19 protein-coding genes are annotated in these 19727 nt (G+C 68.6%); 13 read left to right on the top strand and 6 right to left on the bottom strand.

Annotated elements, in window-relative coordinates:
• Positions 1–25 precede the first annotated feature (25 nt).
• Positions 26–370, top strand: coding sequence for a winged helix-turn-helix transcriptional regulator (locus VJ162_RS07505; protein ID WP_324663424.1), 345 nt, complete (start codon positions 26–28; stop codon positions 368–370).
• 3 nt (positions 371–373) lie between these two features.
• Here VJ162_RS07505 and VJ162_RS07500 read toward each other — a convergent pair whose 3' ends face one another.
• Positions 374–1690 carry a ribonuclease R family protein gene (locus tag VJ162_RS07500; RefSeq protein ID WP_324663423.1) on the bottom strand — a complete coding sequence of 439 codons (1317 nt, stop codon included), beginning with the start codon at positions 1688–1690 and terminating at the stop codon, positions 374–376.
• A 90-nt stretch (positions 1691–1780) separates the two neighbouring features.
• On the opposite strand from VJ162_RS07500, the gene VJ162_RS07495 reads away from it, so the two are divergent.
• The 12 genes from VJ162_RS07495 to hypF all read left to right on the top strand — a co-directional run bounded on the left by VJ162_RS07495 (position 1781) and on the right by hypF (position 12771).
• A complete protein-coding gene (locus tag VJ162_RS07495) occupies positions 1781–2353 on the top strand; it encodes a hypothetical protein (protein WP_324663422.1) in 573 nt (190 codons plus the stop codon).
• A gap of 199 nt (positions 2354–2552) precedes the next feature.
• Positions 2553–3794, top strand: coding sequence for a hydrogenase small subunit (locus VJ162_RS07490; RefSeq protein ID WP_324663421.1), 1242 nt, complete (start codon positions 2553–2555; stop codon positions 3792–3794).
• A gap of 3 nt (positions 3795–3797) precedes the next feature.
• Positions 3798–5363, top strand: coding sequence for a nickel-dependent hydrogenase large subunit (locus tag VJ162_RS07485; protein WP_324663420.1), 1566 nt, complete (start codon positions 3798–3800; stop codon positions 5361–5363).
• Positions 5360–6193, top strand: a complete 834-nt coding sequence (locus VJ162_RS07480) for a cytochrome b/b6 domain-containing protein (protein WP_324663419.1) — start codon at positions 5360–5362, stop codon at positions 6191–6193. The genes VJ162_RS07485 and VJ162_RS07480 overlap by 4 nt, the downstream gene beginning before the upstream one ends.
• Positions 6177–6653, top strand: coding sequence for a hydrogenase maturation protease (locus VJ162_RS07475; protein ID WP_324663417.1), 477 nt, complete (start codon positions 6177–6179; stop codon positions 6651–6653). The genes VJ162_RS07480 and VJ162_RS07475 overlap by 17 nt, the downstream gene beginning before the upstream one ends.
• The gene (locus tag VJ162_RS07470) at positions 6650–6823 is read left to right on the top strand and encodes a hypothetical protein (protein ID WP_324663416.1); all 174 of its coding nucleotides are present in this window, start codon (positions 6650–6652) and stop codon (positions 6821–6823) included. The genes VJ162_RS07475 and VJ162_RS07470 overlap by 4 nt, the downstream gene beginning before the upstream one ends.
• Entirely contained in the window at positions 6823–7143 is a 321-nt protein-coding gene (locus VJ162_RS07465; RefSeq protein WP_324663415.1) for a HypC/HybG/HupF family hydrogenase formation chaperone, read from the top strand. Before VJ162_RS07470 ends, VJ162_RS07465 begins: the two co-directional genes overlap by 1 nt.
• Entirely contained in the window at positions 7133–8248 is a 1116-nt protein-coding gene (gene hypD, locus VJ162_RS07460; protein ID WP_324663414.1) for a hydrogenase formation protein HypD, read from the top strand. Before VJ162_RS07465 ends, hypD begins: the two co-directional genes overlap by 11 nt.
• Entirely contained in the window at positions 8245–9276 is a 1032-nt protein-coding gene (gene hypE, locus VJ162_RS07455; RefSeq protein ID WP_324663412.1) for a hydrogenase expression/formation protein HypE, read from the top strand. The genes hypD and hypE overlap by 4 nt, the downstream gene beginning before the upstream one ends.
• Before the next feature lie 2 nt (positions 9277–9278).
• Positions 9279–9677, top strand: coding sequence for a hydrogenase maturation nickel metallochaperone HypA/HybF (locus VJ162_RS07450; protein ID WP_324663410.1), 399 nt, complete (start codon positions 9279–9281; stop codon positions 9675–9677).
• Positions 9674–10480 carry a hydrogenase nickel incorporation protein HypB gene (gene hypB / locus VJ162_RS07445; RefSeq protein ID WP_324663409.1) on the top strand — a complete coding sequence of 269 codons (807 nt, stop codon included), beginning with the start codon at positions 9674–9676 and terminating at the stop codon, positions 10478–10480. The genes VJ162_RS07450 and hypB overlap by 4 nt, the downstream gene beginning before the upstream one ends.
• Positions 10481–10482: 2 nt before the next feature.
• Complete coding sequence (gene hypF / locus VJ162_RS07440) at positions 10483–12771, top strand: carbamoyltransferase HypF (protein WP_324663408.1); 2289 nt, start codon at positions 10483–10485, stop codon at positions 12769–12771.
• A 2-nt stretch (positions 12772–12773) separates the two neighbouring features.
• On the opposite strand, the gene VJ162_RS07435 is transcribed toward hypF, so the two are convergent.
• From VJ162_RS07435 to VJ162_RS07415, 5 genes are read right to left on the bottom strand one after another with little or no spacing between them, the layout of a single operon-like run.
• Entirely contained in the window at positions 12774–13811 is a 1038-nt protein-coding gene (locus tag VJ162_RS07435; RefSeq protein WP_324663407.1) for a phosphate uptake regulator PhoU, read from the bottom strand.
• 2 nt (positions 13812–13813) lie between these two features.
• Complete coding sequence (pstB, locus tag VJ162_RS07430) at positions 13814–14746, bottom strand: phosphate ABC transporter ATP-binding protein PstB (protein ID WP_324663406.1); 933 nt, start codon at positions 14744–14746, stop codon at positions 13814–13816.
• Positions 14739–17387 carry a phosphate ABC transporter permease PstA gene (gene pstA, locus VJ162_RS07425; RefSeq protein WP_324663405.1) on the bottom strand — a complete coding sequence of 883 codons (2649 nt, stop codon included), beginning with the start codon at positions 17385–17387 and terminating at the stop codon, positions 14739–14741. The genes pstB and pstA overlap by 8 nt, the downstream gene beginning before the upstream one ends.
• On the bottom strand, positions 17384–18505 hold the full coding sequence (pstC, locus tag VJ162_RS07420) for a phosphate ABC transporter permease subunit PstC (protein WP_324663404.1): 1122 nt from the start codon (positions 18503–18505) through the stop codon (positions 17384–17386). The genes pstA and pstC overlap by 4 nt, the downstream gene beginning before the upstream one ends.
• Before the next feature lie 51 nt (positions 18506–18556).
• Complete coding sequence (locus VJ162_RS07415) at positions 18557–19636, bottom strand: substrate-binding domain-containing protein (RefSeq protein ID WP_324663403.1); 1080 nt, start codon at positions 19634–19636, stop codon at positions 18557–18559.
• Positions 19637–19727: the final 91 nt, after the last annotated feature.

Raw genomic sequence — 19727 nt, 5'->3', positions numbered from 1 at the left:
TATCCGCCGGCGGAAACGCGAGAACATGACTGGGCAGGGGGACCGGACGGGTGTCCACGCCCGGGGGGAGCGGCTCCGCCGGGCGACCGCGATACTCGGGAAGAAGTGGCACCCGGTGTTGCTTCACGCTCTCCTCACGGAGGAGCCACTCGGGTTTAACGACATGAAGGACCGAATCGACGGCATCTCGGATAAGGTACTGTCGGATGCGCTGGAGGACTTACAGGACGCCGGGCTGGTCGTCCGCGACGTGGTCGAGGACAAACCCGTGCGGGTGAACTACTCGCTGACCCCCGCCGGCCGGGACCTCGAACCCGTCATCGAGGGGCTACTGGAGTGGAGCCGCGAGCATCTCGCGGAGAGTCGGTAGCGTCTAGTCGTCCTCGTCGACGACCTCGATGCCGCGGTTGTTCACCGCCGACGGGTCCAGCCCGACCTCCTCTAAGAACTGCTTGTACTCCCGCTCGCACTGCTCGGCGTCCTTCTGGCGGTCGCTGGCGCGGTCACACAGCGCGATGAGGTCCTCGGGCACGTCGTTACTGTAGACGATCCAGTGGTTGATGAGGTCCGAGAGCCGCCGGATCGGGGAGGTGAAGTGGCCGTATATCTCGAAGTTCAGCGCGTGGTGGCCCCCGAAGGGGTCGTTCATGTACTTCGCGCGGGGCATCACCTTCATCACGGCCCACTGGATCTTGTCGAGCTGGCGCCCCGGCGCTTCCTCCAGGGTGGCGTTGACGGCCTTGCGCGGGTCGTCCCACGCCGACCCCGGGATGGAGACGCCGTCTAGCTCCTGAATCTCGACTAAGGCCTCGTCCCACTCGTCGGGGCTGGGCTGGGGGTGGACGCGGTACATCGCCTCGACCCCGCGGTTCCACATCAGCTCGTGGGTCACCGCCTTGTTCGCTTTCAGCATACACTCCTCGATGATGGTGTGGGCGCGGTCGCGGGCCGGGTTCAGGACGAGCGACCCCTCCTCCTTGCGCTGCTCGTGCATCCGGTCTGCCAGCTCCCAGACGAGTTCGGTCTTCTCGGCGAGGTCGACGCTGGTGTCTTCGAGCAGGTCGTCGGCGCTGTCGGGGTCGTCGAGGATGCGTTCGGCCTCGGTGTAGGTCAGCCGGGCGTCGCTCTCGATGACGGACTTGTAGATGTCTATCTCCTCGTAGCCCAGGTTCTCCTTGTCGAGGTGCATCTCGACGGTGTGGGCGAGTCGCTCCTCGTTTGGCACAAGCGAGCAGACCGTCTCGGCCAGCACCGGCGGGAGCATGTGGATGGTGTAGTCCGGGAGGTAGACGGTGTTGCCCCGCTCGACGGCCTCTTCCCACATCGCCGTCTCCGGGTTGACGTAGTGGGTCACGTCGGCGATGTGGACCCAGAGGACGTACTCCTCCTCGCGCTCCTCGACGGAGATGGCGTCGTCGAAGTCCTGGGCGTCGATGGGGTCGGTCGTCCAGGTGGTCATCTCCCGGAGGTCCTCGCGCTCGTCGATTCCCTGCTCGATGTCGGCCTGGACGTTCTGTGTCCGCTCTTTGGCCTCTTCGAGCACCTCGGGCGGGAACTCGTCGCGGATGCCGAACTTCTCGAACAGCTCCTCGCGCTTGTTCGCGAGGTGGCGGGCCATCTCCTCGTCGATTTCCACGGGACCTTGCCCCTCGGCGGTGCCGGCCGCCGCTTGGGCGTCCTCGGTAGTCATGCCACCGGCTACGCCCACGGCGTAGTTAGGGCTGTCGGGGTGGCCACCCGCAGATAGAAATGGCCTGCCCTCATCTATCAATTCAGAACAATGTCTGCCCGTCACCGAACGCCGTCACCGAGCCGACAGACCGAGAACACGTTCCGCGTCCCGTCGCGCTCACGGCTGCTCCGGTCCGTCGCACGGGGCTGTGTCGGGGGGTTCGCCGCCACGGTCGCCATGACCGTCTATCGCATCCCGGCGTTCAAGGCGCTGCCACCGACGGCCGAGTTCTGGGGGCGCTACGTCGGCGGCGGCGACGTAGAGGAGTACTTTCTCCCGGGACTGCTCTTGCATCTCCTCTACGGGGTCGCGGGCGGTGCGGTCTACGGGCTGGTGGCGAGTTTCGCCGACGTGACAGACCCCGTCGCGCGGGAACGGCTGAGCGTTCTGAGCGGGCTCGGGTACGCGCTCGCCCTCTCGGCGTTTGGCTCCCGGGTCGTCTTCGTCCGCCTCCTCGGGCGGGAACTCCAGTCCGAAGACGCGCTGGTGTTTCACGTCGGTCACGCGATCTACGGGGCGACGCTGGGGACGTTCGTCGCCACGAGCGAGTCATCCGGCGATGTCTACCGGAAGAGCAGACGGACGCGACCGGACACGGCGACCCAGCGGGCGTCGGACTAGCGGCGGTCGTCGTCCCTCCGATTTCACCGGGCGACAGTGACGCGTGTTTCGCCGTTCGCGATGATACGGCCCGCCCCGTTAGGCAATGTCGCCGCCGATACCGTCGAAAAAATATTTATAATTTTTGTTTCGCCGCACCGTTCTCAGTTTCTCGGAACTCGTTACTAGGTTTATTAATTGACCATGTTAGCATCCGAACATGGCTCAGTCTGATGTATCGGGAGACGGGTCAGGGACGACACGTCGGAACTTCTTACAGCTCGTCGGAACGGCCGCCGCTGGCTCTGTCATTACCCAGTACAGTTCGGATGTCGCGACAGCGCTGAACCGCGCGACGAACGGCTCGAAGGAGGTCGTCTGGCTGCAGGGACAGACCTGTTCGGCGTGTACGATGTCCACGCTGCAGGGGACGTCGCCGAGCCTCGAAGAGGCGGTCTCCGAGTTCAAACTGGACGTGACCTACCACCCAGAGCTGATGGCCGAAACCGGGCAGGCGGCCATCGACGCGATGAGCGACTCGCCGGACATCCTGATGATAGAGGGGGCGATTCCGACGAAGATTCCCTCCGCGGCGACGTTCGGCCGGGACGAGCGGGGGCGCCGCAAGCCCATCGTCGACTGGGTGAAAGAGCTCGCACCCGAGGCCGAGTACGTCATGGGTATCGGAACCTGTGCCTGCTACGGCGGCTGGCAGTCTGCCGAGAACGGCGCGCCGGCCGTCATGGACGACCCCGAGGAGGGCCCGTGGCTAGACACGAACGTCACCGGCGCGAAGGGCGTCCAGTACACCCACCAGCAGGGCGATCAGGGCGTCCTCGGCCCCGACTTCACCTCGGGGGCCGGGCTGCCGGTCATCAACGTCCCGGGCTGTATGACACACCCCGATTACGTCCTGCTGACCGTCGCCACGCTGCTGAACGGACACACCCCCGAGCTCGACGAGTTCAACCGGCCCGAGGCGTTCTACGGGCCGCTCGTCCACGACCAGTGTTCGCGCCGTGGCTACTTCGACCGCGGCGAGTTCGTCGACCACGTCGGCGAGGACTCCGAGAAGTGCCTCTACACCGTCGGCTGCAAGGGGCCGTACTGTCACTGTGACGACTCCGTCCGCCTCTGGAACGACGGGACCAGCGTCTGTCGGAACGTCGGCGCGCCGTGTATCGGCTGTATGGAACCGGGCTTTTGGGACAACATGACGCCGTTCTACGAACCCATCGAGCAACAGGGCCTGCTGATGACCGACATCGAAACGGCCGGCAAGGCCGCCGTCGGCGCGACGGTCGCGGGCATCGGGGCCCACGCCGCCCGGAAAGGGATGGGGTACGGCGACACCGACGAGCCACCGGCCGAAGGCGCGGCGGAGAACGACCAGCCGCCCAGGACGGACGGGTGTGGCTGTGGCAGCGGCTGTGGCTGCAACTCGGAGGACACGGAGGACTGACCGATGCCCGAAATAGAAATCGACCCGACGACCCGTATCGAAGGTCACCACAGCACGACGCTCAACGTCGAGAACGGCGAGGTGACCGAGGCGAAAAGCCACATGGACATGTTCCGGGGCATGGAGCTTGTCGTGTTGAACCGGCCGCCGTCGGACGCGCCGGTGTTCACACAGCGCGTCTGTGGCGTCTGTTTCAGCGTCCACCGCCAGACGTCGCTGCTGGCCATCGAGAACGCCGCCAGAAACGCCGGCGTCTTCGACGGCATTCCCGAGACCGCACGGAAGATGCGGAACCTGCTCGAACGCATGGCGACCCTGTGGAACCACGCGGTCCACATGTTCGCCCTCGTCGGGCCGGACTACAGCGACGCCGTCGCCGACACGGGGCTGACCCGCATCGACCCCATGGAGGGCGAGGGGTACACGGCCGCCCTGGAGGCCCAGCGGAAACTGCTTCAGGGCTTTGCCGAGTTCGGCGGGAAGGCGCCCCACCCGCTCACGTACGCGCCGGGCGGGATGTCCTCGAACCCCACTATCGAGAAACTCCAGCAGATACGCGACCAGGTCGAGTTCGTCAGCGACTGGCTCGGCCCGACCGACGCGGTGCCGGAGGTCATCGAGAACGTCCGCAACGACGAGTTCGACGCCTCGCTGGGCGAGGGGCTCCACGACATCGTATCCATCCTCCTCGCCGCCAAGGAGGCCGGCGCCGACGACTTCGGGGTCGGGCCCGGCCGGTACTACTGCAACGGCATCTATCCCGACGAGAACGGCGAGGACCAGGTCCCGTCGGGCGTCTACGTCGACGGCGAGCTCTCCCACCCCAGCGACGAGGAGATACAGGCGGCCATCACCGAGAGTACTGCCCACTCGTGGTACACGGACGACTCGGGCGGGCCGCCGATGGAGGAGTCTCCGCCCAAGCCCGAGCCCGAGAAAGAGGGCGCCTACTCCTGGGGGAAGGCCCCGCGGTACGACGGGATGAACATGGAGACGGGCTCGCTCGCGCGGCTGATCGTCTCGGACCGGGACCCCTTTGACCTCCGGGCGAACCTGGGGGGTGACCCGACCAAAAGCAGCACGCTCAACCGGCTCATCGCCCGCGCCCAGGAGTCGCTCCTCCTCCGCGACCAGATTCTGGACGTTCTCGACGACATCGACCCGAACGGGACGGTCAACAACGGCTGGAGCGACGACTTCAGCGGCGAGGGCGTCGGCCTCTGGGAGGCCTCCCGCGGCGCGCTCTCTCACTGGGTGAAAGTCGAGGACGGCACCATCACCAACTACCAGATAATCACGCCGACGCTGTGGAACCTCGGCCCGCGGGACGAGTCGGGGACGCCGAGCATCTTCGAGACGGCCGTCGAGGGGATGGCCGTCGACGACGTGGAAAACCCCATCAACGTGATGCGGACGGTCCGGTCGTTCGACCCGTGTCTGGCCTGTGCGGTCCACGTCGAGAGCCCCGAGGAAAGCTACACAGAAGAGATCACGCCGGCGTCGCCGGGCAGCGCCATCGGGGCCGCCAGCGACACGCCCATCGCCGGCGAGGAGGTCGACGACCCATGACGGCCTCGGAGTCCGGCCCGGGGGCCGGCGACGAGGCGACCGGCCCGCGCCAGCGGCTGGTCTCGTTCGTCAACTCGGTGCTCGCGCCGCCGGAGGACGCCGACGACCGATACAGCCGGGTGCAGGCGCTGAAAGGCCGGGTGACCGTCGAGCGCCACGGCCTCGGGGCGCGAATCTCCCACTGGACCCAGGCGCTGTTGATGTTCGTCCTGATGGGGACCGGCTACGCCATCTGGACGGGGACCTACGGCCCGCTCAACGTCGTCCCCTGGGACGGCTACTACCTCGCGTTCGGGATGCACATGTGGGCCGGCATCCTGCTCATGGCGTTTCTTTTCGTCCTGTTCCCGATGTATCACGTCTACGTCGACGGCCACCGCCAGCTGGCCGAACTCTCCGACATCCGCGTGGCCCTGCGGGTCGGCCAGGCCTTCGTCGGCCTGAAGTCCTACATCCCGGGCTACCACGAGGCGCGCCAGGCATACGACGAGGAAGACGGTGACTGGGTCGCCTACCACCCGATGCAGAAGACGTTCTTCTGGTGGGTGTCGATCCTGTTCGGCGTGCTCGCACTGACCGGCTTCGGCATGTACCGGGAGATGCGGACGGACCCGGTCTGGTGGGTCGACCTGCTTGGCTTTCTGGACGGGTGGCTGAACATCGTCCTCCTGAAACAGATACACCTGCTGACGTTCTTCCTCGTCGTCGCCATGGTCGTCGGCCACGTCTACTTCGCCGTCCTGCCGAGCAACCGGGAGACGCTCCGGTCGATGGTGTTTGGCGACATGGACGCCTACGTTCTCGGGGAGGACGATGACGACGAGCGGTGAGGCGGTCGCCGTCGAACAGGCCGTCGTCGGCGTCGGGAGCATGGTCATGGGCGACGACGGCGTCGGCTACCACGCCGTCGAGCGCCTGCAGGACCGCACGCTCCCCGGCGGCGTGACCGCCACCCACGCCGGAACGACCGCGTTTCTGGCTCTGGAGGCGATGAGCGGGGCCGACCGGGCCGTCGTCGTCGACGCGCTGGCCCTCGATGAGGAGCCGGGAACCATCCGCGAGTTCCGCCTCGGCGACGGCCCCGAGGAAGCCCCGGAGGTCACGATGCACGATTTCAGCTTCAGCGACGCGCTCGCTGTCGGCGACGCCGCCTACGACCTCCCCGAGGAGGTCGTGCTCGTCGGCGTCGTCCCCGAGCGGCTCGAACCGAGTGCCGAACTGTCCGAGACGGTCGCGGCGGCGCTGCCCGACCTCGTCTCGCGCATCGAAACCCGACTCACGTCAGTATGAACGGAAACTGGTACTGCACCGACTGCGAGGAACAGATAGACAAGGAAGCCATCGACGACCACGAGGCCGACGGGCACCACGTCAAGGGGCATTTCCGGCCCGACCGGCTGCTCTCGGGTGACCCGGAACTCGTCGGTACCCAGGCGGGTCTTGACGGGGGTGACTCCTGATGTGTCTCGGCGTGCCCGGCGAGGTCACGGAGATAGACGGCCACGAGGCCGTCGCCGACTTCTGGGGCGTCGAGCGACGGGTCCGCCTGGACGTGGTCGGCGACGCCGTCGAGGTCGGCGACCACATCCTCAACCACGCCGGCTTCGCCATCCGGAAGATTCCAGACCGCGAGGTCGAGGAGACGATGGCCATCTACGAGTCGCTGTTCGGCGACGACGTCGACGAGGCGCTCGACGAGATCGGCGCGCCACGCGGCGCGGACATCGACCTCGGCGACGAACCGGACGCCAAGGCCCCGGGTGAGAGCGATGACGACTGACGGTGCGGGCGCTGAGGAGCTGAAGTTCCGCGACCCGGAGGTGGCAGAGGAACTCGCCGACGACATCGCCGCCCGGATGGAGCGAATCGGCGAGCCCATAGAGATAATGCACGTCTGTGGGAGCCACGAGCAGGTCATCGCCAAGTTCGGGCTGCGGAGCATGCTCCCCGACGACCTCTCGGTGACGATGGGGCCGGGCTGTCCGGTCTGCGTGACGAACATGCCAGAGGTCGACGAGGCGGTGGCGCTTGCGGAAGACGGCAAGACCGTCGCGACCTACGGCGACATGTTCCGCGTGCCGGGCACCGTCAAGAGCCTCGCGGACGCAAAGTCCGAGGGCGCCCCGGTCGAGGTCGTCTACAGCGCCAGCGAGGCGGTCGATCTCGCCGAGGAGACCGACGGGGACGTGGTCTTCTTCGCGACCGGCTTCGAGACCACGGCCGCGCCGACGGCGGCCGTCCTGCAGGCCGACCCGCCCGAGAACTTCTACGTCCTCTCGGCACACAAGTACGTCCCGCCGGCGATGGAGGTCGTCGCGGAGATGCCCGACACCGACGTCGACGCCTTTCTCGCAGCCGGCCACGCCGCGACCATCACCGGGTACGGCCTCTTCGAGGAGTTCGTCGAGGAGTACGACCTCCCGGTGGTCGTCGGCGGCTTCGAGCCGGTCGACGTGCTCTACGGCGTCCGGGCCATCCTCGAGTTCGTCGAGGCGGGCGAGAGCGGGCTCGAAAACGCCTACCCGCGCGGCGTCTCGCGGGCGGGCAACGAGGCGGCGATGGGCGCCATCGACGAGGTGTTCGAGCGCACGACCGGCGAGTGGCGCGGCATCGCGGACATCCCCGACGCCAACTTCGTCCTGAGCGAGGAGTATGCGGCCCACAGCGCCCGCCGGCAGTTCGACGTGGAGCCCGTCGACGGCGCGGGCGACCCGCTCACCGAGGACTGTATCTGTGGCGACATCATGGCCGGGACGGCCTCGCCCGAGGGGTGTGAGCTCTTCGGCGAGGAGTGTACGCCGTCGAACCCGGTCGGGGCGTGTATGGTCTCCGACGAGGGCACCTGCAAGATAGCCCACGAGTACGGGGGGCAACCGGACCTATGAGCGACGGCGAGACTGTGACGGTCGCCCACGGCTCGGGCACCGGGAAGACCCGTGAGTTCCTCGAAGAGAGCGTCCTCTCCCGATTTGGCGGCGACGCTGACGGGGACCTCGCAGTCGGCCTCGGTGCGCTCGACGACGGGGCCGTCCACGAACTCGGCGACCGGTCGGTGGTCGTCACGACCGACAGCCACGTCGTCTCGCCGCTTTCCTTCCCGGGCGGCGACATCGGCCGGCTGGCCGTCGCGGGGACGGTCAACGACCTCGCCGTCATGGGCGCGACCGAGCCGCTCGCGCTCACCTGCTCGCTCGTCGTCGAGGCGGGCACGTCCGTCGACCTGCTGGAGGGAATCCTCGACTCGATGGAGGCCGCCTGCGAGGAAGCCGGCTGTGCCGTCACGACCGGCGACACGAAGGTGATGGGCAGCGGCGAAATCGACGGTATCGTCATCAACACGACCGGGGTCGGCGTCGTCCCGCGGGGAGAGCACGTCCCCGACGCCGGGATCTCGCCGGGCGATGCGCTCGTCCTCTCGGGGCCGGTCGGCGACCACGGTATCACGCTACTGGCCGAGCGCGAGGGGTTCGACATCGACGGCGACCTCGAAAGCGACGTGGCGCCGGTCAACGACGCCGTCGCCGCCGCCCTCGACGCGGGGACCGTCACCGCGATGAAAGACCCGACGCGGGGCGGGCTCGCGACCGCGCTCAACGAGATGGTCCGGAAGGCCGGCGTCGGCGCGACGGTCGACGAGACGGCGATCCCGGTCCGGGACTCGGTCGCGGCGGCCGGCGAACTGCTTGGCATCGACCCCTTCGACGTGGCCAACGAGGGGAAGGTTGTCTTCGGGGTCGATGCGGCCGACGCCGACGCCGTCGTCGAGGCCATCCGAACGACGCAGATGGGGGCCGACGCCGCCGTCATCGGCGAGGTAACCGAGGACAACGCCGGCCGGGTCGTCCTCGACACCGGGTTCGGCCGGCGCTACCTGAGCGAACCGGAGGGCGAACAGCTCCCGCGGATCTGTTGAGCATGCACGAACTCAGCGTCGCACGGGCACTGCTCGACCGGGCCGGCGAGGTCGCGGCCGAACACGACGCCGAGCGTGTCGACGCCGTGACGGTCGAACTCGGCGCGGCGACCCACGTCAACCCCGACCAGTTGCGGCTCTGCCTCGAAACGGTCGCGGAGGCGACGGTTGCGGCGGACGCCACAGTCGACATCGAGACCGTCGCCCCGCGGGCCGCCTGTGACTGCGGTTGGGAGGGCGAGCCGCCCGAATTCGAGGGAACCGCGGCCGTCGTGCCGACGGCCCGCTGTCCGGCGTGTGGCGCGCGGACCGAGTTCGTCCGCGGCAAGGAGTGTCACCTGACCGCCGTCACCGTTCCGGACGACGCTGACGCGACCGCTACAGCGGAGGACTCACCATGACAGCACCCACAGCGATACGGACGCATCGGACGCCAATCGACCGGTTACTGGCGGCCCTGTTCGGGCAGTCACGGCGCTCGCCGACGGCCCGCGCCCACCGCTTCGGGCACGACCACGGCGATTCGGCCGACGCGGACACCGCCGACGACGTGCTCGCGCAGTTCCGCGAGCGGGCGCGGGCGCTCCACGAGCGCGTCGTCCACGACCACGGCGTCGCCGTCGTCGAGTTCCTGGGCGCGACCGGCAGCGGCAAGACCACGCTCGTAGAGCGGCTCATCGAGCGCGCGCCCGACGACGAGTCCATCGGCGTCGTCGTCGGCGACGTGGCCGGCGACGACGACGCGAGCCGGTTTCGCGAACTCGGCGTCTCGGTCGCGAACGTCACGACCGGGAAGGAGTGTCACCTCGACCCCGGGCTGTTGGGCGAGGCCGTCGACGAGTTCGACCTCGACGAACTGGACCGGCTGTACGTAGAGAACGTCGGGAACATGGTCTGTCCGGCCGACTTCCCGCTTGGCGCGCAGGCGCGGGTCCTCGTCGTGAGCACCACCGAAGGCGACGACGTGGTGCGCAAACACCCGCTGCTGTTCGAGGCCTGTGATGCCGCGGTCGTCAACAAGGCCGACATCGCTGAGGCTGTGGGCGCCGACATCGACCGGATGGCGGCCGACGTGAGTGAGGTCGCGCCCGGTATGGACGTGTTCCGGACGAACGCCCGGGACGACGAGGGCGTCGACGACCTCGCGGATTTCCTGGCCGGCGTCCGGGCCGACGGACACGCTCACGGCCACGCGCACGACTGACGATGGGAGACCGTGTCCGAGCGACGGCCCGCGTCTCCGGGACCGTCCAGGGGGTCGGCTTCCGGCCGTTCGTCTACCGCACGGCGGTCGAGGCCGGCGTGACGGGCTACGTCCGCAACGCGGGCGGGACCGTCGAAGCCGCCTTCGAGGGGCCCTGGGCTGCGGTCGAGCGCGTTGTCTCGGCCGTGCGGGACGACCCGCCGCCGCTCGCGAGCGTCGAGTCGGTGGCGGTCGAGTGGGGCGAGCCACGCGGGGCCGACGCCTTCGAGATTCGCGACTCTGACGCCGACGCGGGCGGCGCGGTCGACGTGCCCGTCCCGCCGGACACGGGCATCTGTGACGCGTGTCTCGACGACGTCCGGGACCCGGACTCGCCATATCACGGCTACTGGGCGACGGCCTGTGTCGACTGCGGCCCGCGGTTTACCGCCGTCCGGGAGCTTCCCTACGACCGGAGCCGCACGTCGATGGCCGAGTTCCCGCTGTGTGGGGCGTGTCGCGAGCGCTACGAGACGCCGACCGACCGGCGCTACCACGCACAGACCACCGCCTGCCCCGACTGCGGGCCGACGCTCCGGTACGAGGTCGGGGGTAGTCCGGCGACGACCGGCGGCGACGCGCTCCGGCGGGCCGGGAGCGAACTGGCGGACGGCGAAATTATTGCCGTCAAAGGCATCGGCGGGTTCCACCTCGTCTGTGACGCGACTGACCCGGCGGTCGTCGCGTCGCTCCGGGAACGCACCGGGCGGCCCGCCAAACCGTTCGCGTGCATGGCGCCGGGCCTCGACAGCCTCCGGGAGTTCGCGCGGGTCGACGACGCCGAAGCCGACGCGCTCACCGACATCCGTCGCCCCATCGTCCTGGTCGAGCAGGCCGTCGAGGCGCCGTGGCTCGACGCGGTCGCGCCGGGGCTGGAGACGCTCGGCGTGATGTTGCCCTACGCCGGCCTCCATCACCTTCTGTTCGACCACGTCTCCGGGCCGCTCGTGATGACCAGCGCGAACCGGCCCGGGGAACCGATGTGTACGACGGCCGAGGCGGTGTGGTCGCGGCTCGACGGGGTGATCGACGGCGTCCTCGGCCACGACCGCGAGATAGTCGCCCGGTGTGACGACAGCGTGGTCCGGCTCGTCGACGGGGACCGGCGGTTCGTTCGCCGCTCCCGGGGCTGGACGCCCGCGACCCTCCCGAACCCGGCGGCCGACGAGGCCCCGCCCGTACTGGCGCTGGGACCCGAGCGGGACGCGACGGTCGCCATCGCGACCGGCGACGGGGTGGTCCTCTCCCAGCACCTCGGCGATGTCGACGGCCCGGCCGCCCGCTCGTTTCACCGCGACGCGGTCGAGCACCTGTGTACTCTCACCGACATCGACCCCCGGATAGTCGCCTGCGACCGACACCCCGACTTCCTGACGACCGCCGAGGCCGAGCGGTACGTGGACGACGGGCTGGACGGTCCGGTCGCCGTCCAGCACCACCACGCACACGCGGCCGGGCTGTGTGCCGAACACGGCGTCGAGCGGGCGGTCGTCGTGACCGCGGACGGCACCGGCTACGGCCCGGACGGGACCGTCTGGGGTGGCGAGGTGCTCGACGTGCGGTACTCGGCGTTCGAGCGGGTCGGCGGGCTGGCCCCGTTCTCGCTCCCGGGCGGGACGGCGGCCATCGAGTACCCGGCGCGCGTGCTGGCCGGGCTGCTCGATACCCCCGAACTCGTCGACGACCGACTGGTCGAGACCGGGGCCGTCGACTCACGGGCGGAGGCCGAGATAGTCCGCCAGCAGGCCGAGAAAGCGGTCAACGCGCCAACGTCCACGAGCGCGGGTCGGGTGCTCGACGCGGTGAGTGCGCTGGTCGGGGCCTGCGACAGGCGGACCTACGAAGGCGAGCCCGCCCAGCGCCTCGAAGCGCTCGCCGCGGACGGCACCGCCCAGCCGATAGACGTTCCGTACCGAACCAGCGACGGCCGCCGCGTCGTCGATACGCAGGCACTGGTCTCGGCGCTCGCCGAGCTGCTGTCGGACCGGTCGGCGGCCGACGTGGCGGCGACGGCACAGGCCGCCCTGGCCCGCGGGCTCGGTACGCTCGCGGTGGCGGCCGCCGAGGACCGTGGCGTGTCGAGGGTCGGGTTCACCGGCGGCGTCGCGTACAACGACGCTATCTCCCGTCACCTTCGTGAAGTCGTCACGGACGCGGGACACACGTACCTCACGCCCGACGCCGTCCCGCCCGGCGATGGGGGCATCGCGTACGGGCAGGCTATCGTCGCCGCGGCGCGGTCCGCCCGATAGGCTCAGGTGTCGACCCCGTCGCCGACGGTCAGTGGCCCGTCGGCGGCGGTCCGTTCCCGCAGTAGCGACCGCAGCGCGAGCGTGGCGATGCTCTCGGCGCTGTCCGTGGTCCGGCCGAGCGCGTCGACGGCGTTTGTGAGACGATACGGGGCGTCGTCCGTCTCGAACAGCCGCCGGTCCAGCGCGTCGAGGTCCGCCCGGAGGCGGTCACAGTCGCCAAACACCGTCTGGACCGCCGTGGCGTCGGCGCCGTCGACGATGCCGCCGACCGCCTCGCGAACGACGGTTCGACTCCGGTCGGCCAGCTCGTCGAACGCCTCGGCCAGCTCGCCATCGGCGGGCGTGTCGAGGCGGTTCGCGACGACGGCGATGCGCTGGGCGTGGTCGGCGACCCGTTCGAGTTCGCGGGCGGTGACCCAGTGGACGAACAGGGCCGGTTGGGTCAGTCCCAGCGCGTCCATCACCGACAGCGAGTCAAGCCCCTGCTGGAAGTACCGGTCGACCATGGAGTACAGCCGGTCGGCCTGGTCGTCGCGCACGTCGGGGTCTTCGACGGTCGTGGGGCCGGTCACGGCGGCCGTCGCGTCCCGGTGGGCCGACAGCGCGGTGAACTGCAGCTGTCGGACCGACTGCGGGATAGAGACCTCGTCGGCGTCGAGCAGCGAGCGGACCCGCATCCGCTCGGGGTCGGATTCGGTGACGGTGACCCCGGTCAGGTCGCGGGTGATACGCTCGACTTTCCGGCGCTGGTCATCGGTGAACGCCGCTCTGGCGGACAGTTCGACCGCGTCGATGCCGGCGGCGTAGGCGGCCCGGAGCGTGTGAGCCAGACACTCGGGGTCGGCGTCGCCGACGGACAGCGACAGCGGCGTGGTGCTCTCGCCGCTCTCGGGCCCGGTCTGGACGACGAGTGTCCCGTCGATGTGGGTATGCAGGGCGACGGCCGCGCCGGGTTCGATATCGGCTTTGTCGGCCCACTCTTTTGGTAGGGAGACGGTGTAGGTGCCGCCGCCGACCTGCTGAATCTTGCGGGTCTCCATCCTTACCCGAACTTGCCGGTGATGTAGTCCTCGACGCGCTGGCTCTCGGGGTTCTCGAAGATTTTGTCGGTGTCGTCGAACTCCACCAGCTCCCCGCCCGTGAGGAAGACGGCGGTCTGGTCGGAGATGCGGGCGGCCTGTTGCATGTTGTGGGTGACGATGACGACCGTGTACTCCTCCGAGAGGGTCTCGACGAGGTCCTCTATCTTCGAGGTGGCGATGGGGTCAAGCGCCGAGGCCGGTTCATCCATCAGGATGACTTCGGGGTCGACGGCCAGACAGCGGGCGATACAGAGCCGCTGTTGCTGGCCGCCCGACAGCCCCAGGGCGTTGTCGTCCAGTCGGTTTTCTACCTCGTCCCACAGCGCCGCCTGCTTCAGACAGCGCTCGACGAGTTCGGCCTCCTGCTCGGTGTCGTCCCGGCCGAACAGTCGCGCGAGCAGCCCCTTCTCGATGTCGCCGTGTTTCCGCGGGCCGTAGGAGATGTTCTCCCGGATGGACTTGGGGAAGGGGTTGGGCGACTGGAACACCATCCCGATGCGTTTGCGCAGCTCGACGAGGTTGGCGTTGGCGTCGTATATCTCGGTCCCCTCCAGTTCGACGGAGCCGTCGATGCGGGCCGACTTGATGCGGTCGTTCATGCGGTTGAGACACCGCAGGAACGTCGACTTCCCACAGCCGGAGGGTCCGATGAGGGCGGTGACGCTGTTTTCGGGGATGTCCATCGAGACGCCCTTCAGCGCGTGGTCGTCGCCGTACCAGACATCGAGGTCGCGCACGGAGAGCTTCGTCTCGCCGTCGAAGCGATAGTCAGTCCACTCCTCGCGGACCTCCTCCTCGCTCTCACCGCTGGTCGTGACGCTGCCGGCGTCGATGTCGACGCCGCCCGCGGCGGTCTGTTCCTCCTGGTCGTCGTCGTTGATTGCGTTACTCATAGTTCAGCTTCCTCCGGAAGTAGGTTCGCGCGGTGATACCGACGGCATAGAAGGTCAGTACGACGGCAAGCAGGATGAACGCCGTCGCCCACCCCATCGAGGGGGAGCCGCTGACACCGGCCGCGATGACCGCCCACACCTGCGTGGGCAGCGACGCCGACGCCGACAGCAGCGCCTCGTTGGCGACGAACGGGGGCGTGGTGGTGAACTGGAACCCGTTCAGCACCTCGACGGCCGCCGTCGAGTTCAGCGTGGAACCGAGCACCAGAATCAGCGGGGCCGTCTCGCCGGCGATGCGACCGACGCCGAGGATGACCCCGGTGATGACGCCGGGCATCGCCGCCGGCAGGACGACGCTTCGAATCGTCTCCCACTGGCTGACACCCAGCGCGGCGCTGGCGTCGCGGTACTCGTCGGGGACGGACTTGATAGCCTCCCGCGAGGTGATAAGCACCAGCGGCAAGAGCATAAAGCCCAACACGAGCATCCCCGCAAGCAGCGACTCGTCGCCGCCGATGCGGGGGATGAGGAAGGTCGCACCGAACAGGCCGAAGACGATACTCGGCGTGGACCAGAGCGCGTTGGTCGCCACCTCGACGACCGCCGTCAGGCGGCCCTGTTCGGCGTACTCGGTGAGGAAGACGGCCGCGCCGACGCCCAGCGGCACCGCGAACATCGTGGCGCCGACGACGAGCCACACCGTCCCGACGATGGCCGGGAATATACCGCCCGGTTCGGCCCCCAGCGGGATGTAGGGCTCCATCGCCATCGGCAGCGACAGCGAGCCGGCGTTGGCGATGGCGATTCCGAGCGAGAAGTCCTGCTTCGTCAGCGCGACGTGGCCACCGAGCAAGGCGAGGTAGCCGGCCGTCGCCGCGAGGCTCAGTGCGAGTTCCTCGCCCAGCAGCCGGCGGGTGAGTGGCTCGTCGGTGCCGCGTTTCGCGGACGCGAGCAGTCCCGCCGTCGCCCCGGTGGCGACGGCCCCGACGAGTGCCGCGAGCGGGACGATGCCGCGCCCGAGCACTGCGGGGGCGACCATCGCGGGCCCCTGCAACACCGTGACTGCTGCGAGCAGAGCGAGCCCGCCGAAGACGGAGAGGGTAAACAGCCTCGCGCGGTCGATTGCCCGCTCGGCGAGCGGCCCGTCACCGACCAGGAGCCCGGCCAGTGGCAGGGCCGCGAGCCCGACGGCGACGGCCGACCCGGAACTGACGGCGGCGAGGCCGACGACCAGCCCCACCGGGAGGCCGCCGGGTGACGGGCCGGTCACGACGAGGAGCACCGTCAGGGCCACGACGGCCGCGATAGCCAGCGGGAGCCGGCGGCGGACCGCTTCGGCGCGCTCGAACTCGCTCCCCACGTCACGCAGCGAGCCGTACTGCCGGAAGAAGTAGGTAAAGAGCAGGAGTGCCGGGAGTACGAGCACCAGCGAGCCGACGGTCGTATCGGGCGTGACGGCTATCTGGGTGTCGAGGACGACCGACTCACGGTTCTGCAAGACAGTGTAGGTGTAGGCGTAGTCCAGCGCCTCGCCGGTGGCGAGCACGGTCGCGAGCAGCGCCGCGACCGAGCCGACCACGGCGAGGGGAAGCAGGCGGAACAGCTGTCGCGCACCGGTGTGCCAGTCCTCGCCGCCGGCGGGCGTGCGTGCCGTCCGCACGGCGAGAACGAGGACCGGCGAGAGCAACACGAGCCCCGACAGCGCGCCGATAGTCGCGCCGTGGAAGGCGAAGCCGACGCCCTTGATGGTGACGAACACGACGATGGTCGCCATGATGGCCACCATCAGGATGGCGTTGAGGTTGATGACGAGGAAGGCCCCGTACTCCCGACCGCGGGCGCCGAAGCCGGCCCGGCACTTCGCGGCCGACCACGAGGCGACGATGGTCCCAAAGAGGAGGAACACGGGGATGACGGCCCCGCCGGTGAACCCGCCCGAGACCGCCGCGGGGTTCCACTGCCAGCCGACCCCGATGGTCGCGGTGGCGACAGTGGCGCCAAGCGCCCCGACGACGACGGTGGCGGGGAGCGTCGAGCCGAGGTCTTCGCGCGGGAGAATCGCCAGCGCGAACAGCCCGACGCCGGCGAGCAGCGCCGTGAGCGCCCACAGGACGCCGCCGAAGCCGACGAGCGTCCCGCCCAGGACCGCCCCGAGCACCAGCCCGAAGGTGCCAAAGGCCAGACCGGCAAGCAGGCCGGCGCTCGTGTTCGGCTCGGTGTCGACGAGGCCGAGGTTCGAGACGACGCCGGCCGTGGCCACGGCGACGGCCTCGACGAGCAAGAGCCCGCCGAGCAGGGTCGCGAGGGTGACCGGGACGACGTAGGCGGCCACCGTCAGGCCCAGCAGGGCGACGAGCAGCCCGCTCGCGACTCCGCGTACGCGCTGTGACTCGATGGGGGTGACGTTCGCCCACGACGACAGGCCGACCAACCCGACACCGCCGGCGGCGACGACAAGCAGTGTCGCGAGCGTCTCGGCCAGCGCCGCGCCGCGGCTGGCGAGCGGGACGAGGTCTATCAGCGTCAACAGTCCGAGGAGGAAGCCGACGATGCCAAGGGCGATAGTCCCGTCGAGGGCCCGGTCGTACCCGCTCGACTCGGTGTTGACCAGGCTGTTCTGAGTTTCGTAGGCCTCGCTCATGTTTGCCCCCGGAGTTTGGCTTTCATGCGGCGCTCGATCGTCAGCGAGATGACGCTCATCCCGGCGACGATGACGAACAGCATGACGCCGGCGACGAAGAGCACGGTCTGGGTGCTCTCGGAGGCGCTGCCGTACTGGGTCGCGATGAGACTCGTGAGCGTCGCGTTGGCGTCGAAGACGTCGAAAAGCGGGTTCGCGAACTGCGTCCCCGACGCCATGATGGCGGCGACGGCCATCGTCTCGCCGATGGCCCGCCCCAGCCCGAGGATGAGCCCCGCCGAGATGCCCGAGAAGGCCGCCGGGATGGAGATGCTCTGCATCGTCTGCCAGCTGGTCGCGCCCATCGCGATAGAGCCATCACCCATCGAGTCGGGCACGCTGGAGAGAGCGTCCTCCCCGACCGAGACCACGGTCGGGAGGGCCATCACGCCGACGACGAGCCCCGCGATGAGGAAGCTCGCACCGTCGTCCAGGAAGGCCGTCTGGATGAAGCCGTTCAGCACCTGGAAGCCGATGAAGCCATAGACGATGGAGGGGATACCGGCAAGCACCTCCACGCCGGGCTTTACGAGCTCCCGAACTCCGTCGCTTGCGACCTCGGCGATGAACAGCGCGCCAAAGAGGCCGAGCGGCCCGGCGACGGCGCCGGCGATGACGGTGACGACGGCCGTCGCCCATATCATCGGTATCAGCGAGTACGCCCCCGAGGAGGGGTTCCAGTAGGTGGTGTCGGCCGGCAACACCGTCTCCAGCCAGAAGAACCACCGGGGGTCCCCGTTCTGGATGGGAATCAACAGCAGTCCCAGTCCGTGTTCCCGAACGGCCGGCAGCGCGCTCAGAAACAGGAAGACAGTGATGAACGCGACCGTCAACACCGTCAGCAGCGTCGCGACCAGCGTCAGGAAGCGAGCGATCTCGGCCTGGAACCGGAGCCAGCCCAGCGCGGTCACAAAGCAGAACGCCCCGACCATCGGGAGCGCGAGGGCCGGCCACGCCAGAAAGGCGACGATAGTCGCGACGAGCAGTGTCGCCGACGCGCCGACGGCTACTGGCGCCCCCTCGGTCGTGTCCCGTCCCAGCAGTGTCTCTCGAACGTTTTCTCCTACGTCTTGTATCATGTAGTTGTATGAAAAGCAAGTGGCAGCGGCCACACGACAGTGCTCGCGGCGTTAGACCGGGGTCTGGTCGGGGAGCTTGTCGAGCTCTTCCTGCTGGCGGCGCGAGCCGAGCTTGAAGTAGTTGTTCGGCCCGACGAAGGTGTCCTGGCCGAAGTCGTTGAGGACCATGTTGATGACTGCGGCTTCCTTCTTCGAGGTACCCTCCCAGGTGTAACAGTGCAGGTCACGCGAGAGCGGATACTCCGTCGAGTCCAGCCCGTTCTGGTCGTCCTGGTAGGCGTAGGTCGTCCCCTCCCACTCCAGGGCGATGGGGGCCAGGCCGTCCGTGTTGATGAACGCGAGCGCGAGGTAGCTGATGGCGTTGTCGGCCTGTGCGATGGCCTCGGCGAGGCGCTGGTTCTGGCCGTAGCGGTTGGCGACCGTGGTGTCTTCCTCGGGGTTGCCAAAGACGTTCGAGACGAAGGAAGTCCGGGTACCCGAGCCCTTGACGCGGGCGAGGACCTGCACCTCGCGGTCCGGACCGCCGAGTTCGCTCCAGTTGGTGATGCGGCCCTTGTAGAGATCCTTGAGCTGCTGGCCCGTTATCTGGGAGACGCCGGAGTCGGCGATCTCCTGGGAGACCACGAGCGGCTGGCCGTCGACGCCGACCACGTGGTCGACGAACTGGTCGTAGGAGTCACGGTCGGGGAGCTCGTCCTCGACGTTCCCGCTGGAGTTGCCGATGTCGTGCTGGCCGTTCATCACCTTCTCGACGCCGGTGCCGGAGTGGGAGAGGCCGACGGTGAACTCGAAGGGCGGGTCGCCGCCGTCCTTGGCCTCGAAGCCGTAGAGGCCGGCCCAGTAATCGGCGAGGTTCTTCTCCGTGTCGATGTCGTACTCGCCGTGGGGCCAGTACTCGGTGTCGCTGGCGGGTCGGTTGGCGCTCCAGTACGACGCCGCCGAGTTCATGATGGGATACACCGTCGAGGAACCGCCGGACTGCAGCGCACTGGTCGCGCCCGAGGGTGTCCCCTCACCCGAGCTCTCACCGGTCGAACAGCCGGCCACTGCACCGGCCCCGGCGACGCCGGCCGCCGCGATGAACTTTCGTCGTGAAATGCTGTCAGAGAGCCGCTGTGGGTCCTGCGTCATCACCTGAGCGAAGGCGAGGTGTTACTAAAGCGATTTATAATAGGGATATACCGATGACAGTCCGACTCTATATGGGACTTTCCGCTATTGT

It is taken from the genome of Haloarcula sediminis, assembly GCF_035656455.1.
Taxonomy (GTDB): Archaea; Halobacteriota; Halobacteria; order Halobacteriales; family Haloarculaceae; genus Haloarcula; species Haloarcula sediminis.
The sequence above is the reverse complement of the archived record's forward strand: the minus strand, read 5'-3'. Positions and strand labels throughout refer to the sequence as shown.

Coding starts and splice junctions, on each gene's coding strand:
- VJ162_RS07505 (WP_324663424.1), top strand. CDS start 26: ATGACTGGGCAGGGGGACCGGACGGGTGTCCACGCCCGGGGGGAGCGG.
- VJ162_RS07500 (WP_324663423.1), bottom strand. CDS start 1,690: ATGACTACCGAGGACGCCCAAGCGGCGGCCGGCACCGCCGAGGGGCAA.
- VJ162_RS07495 (WP_324663422.1), top strand. CDS start 1,781: ATGTCTGCCCGTCACCGAACGCCGTCACCGAGCCGACAGACCGAGAAC.
- VJ162_RS07490 (WP_324663421.1), top strand. CDS start 2,553: ATGGCTCAGTCTGATGTATCGGGAGACGGGTCAGGGACGACACGTCGG.
- VJ162_RS07485 (WP_324663420.1), top strand. CDS start 3,798: ATGCCCGAAATAGAAATCGACCCGACGACCCGTATCGAAGGTCACCAC.
- VJ162_RS07480 (WP_324663419.1), top strand. CDS start 5,360: ATGACGGCCTCGGAGTCCGGCCCGGGGGCCGGCGACGAGGCGACCGGC.
- VJ162_RS07475 (WP_324663417.1), top strand. CDS start 6,177: ATGACGACGAGCGGTGAGGCGGTCGCCGTCGAACAGGCCGTCGTCGGC.
- VJ162_RS07470 (WP_324663416.1), top strand. CDS start 6,650: ATGAACGGAAACTGGTACTGCACCGACTGCGAGGAACAGATAGACAAG.
- VJ162_RS07465 (WP_324663415.1), top strand. CDS start 6,823: ATGTGTCTCGGCGTGCCCGGCGAGGTCACGGAGATAGACGGCCACGAG.
- hypD (WP_324663414.1), top strand. CDS start 7,133: ATGACGACTGACGGTGCGGGCGCTGAGGAGCTGAAGTTCCGCGACCCG.
- hypE (WP_324663412.1), top strand. CDS start 8,245: ATGAGCGACGGCGAGACTGTGACGGTCGCCCACGGCTCGGGCACCGGG.
- VJ162_RS07450 (WP_324663410.1), top strand. CDS start 9,279: ATGCACGAACTCAGCGTCGCACGGGCACTGCTCGACCGGGCCGGCGAG.
- hypB (WP_324663409.1), top strand. CDS start 9,674: ATGACAGCACCCACAGCGATACGGACGCATCGGACGCCAATCGACCGG.
- hypF (WP_324663408.1), top strand. CDS start 10,483: ATGGGAGACCGTGTCCGAGCGACGGCCCGCGTCTCCGGGACCGTCCAG.
- VJ162_RS07435 (WP_324663407.1), bottom strand. CDS start 13,811: ATGGAGACCCGCAAGATTCAGCAGGTCGGCGGCGGCACCTACACCGTC.
- pstB (WP_324663406.1), bottom strand. CDS start 14,746: ATGAGTAACGCAATCAACGACGACGACCAGGAGGAACAGACCGCCGCG.
- pstA (WP_324663405.1), bottom strand. CDS start 17,387: ATGAGCGAGGCCTACGAAACTCAGAACAGCCTGGTCAACACCGAGTCG.
- pstC (WP_324663404.1), bottom strand. CDS start 18,505: ATGATACAAGACGTAGGAGAAAACGTTCGAGAGACACTGCTGGGACGG.
- VJ162_RS07415 (WP_324663403.1), bottom strand. CDS start 19,636: ATGACGCAGGACCCACAGCGGCTCTCTGACAGCATTTCACGACGAAAG.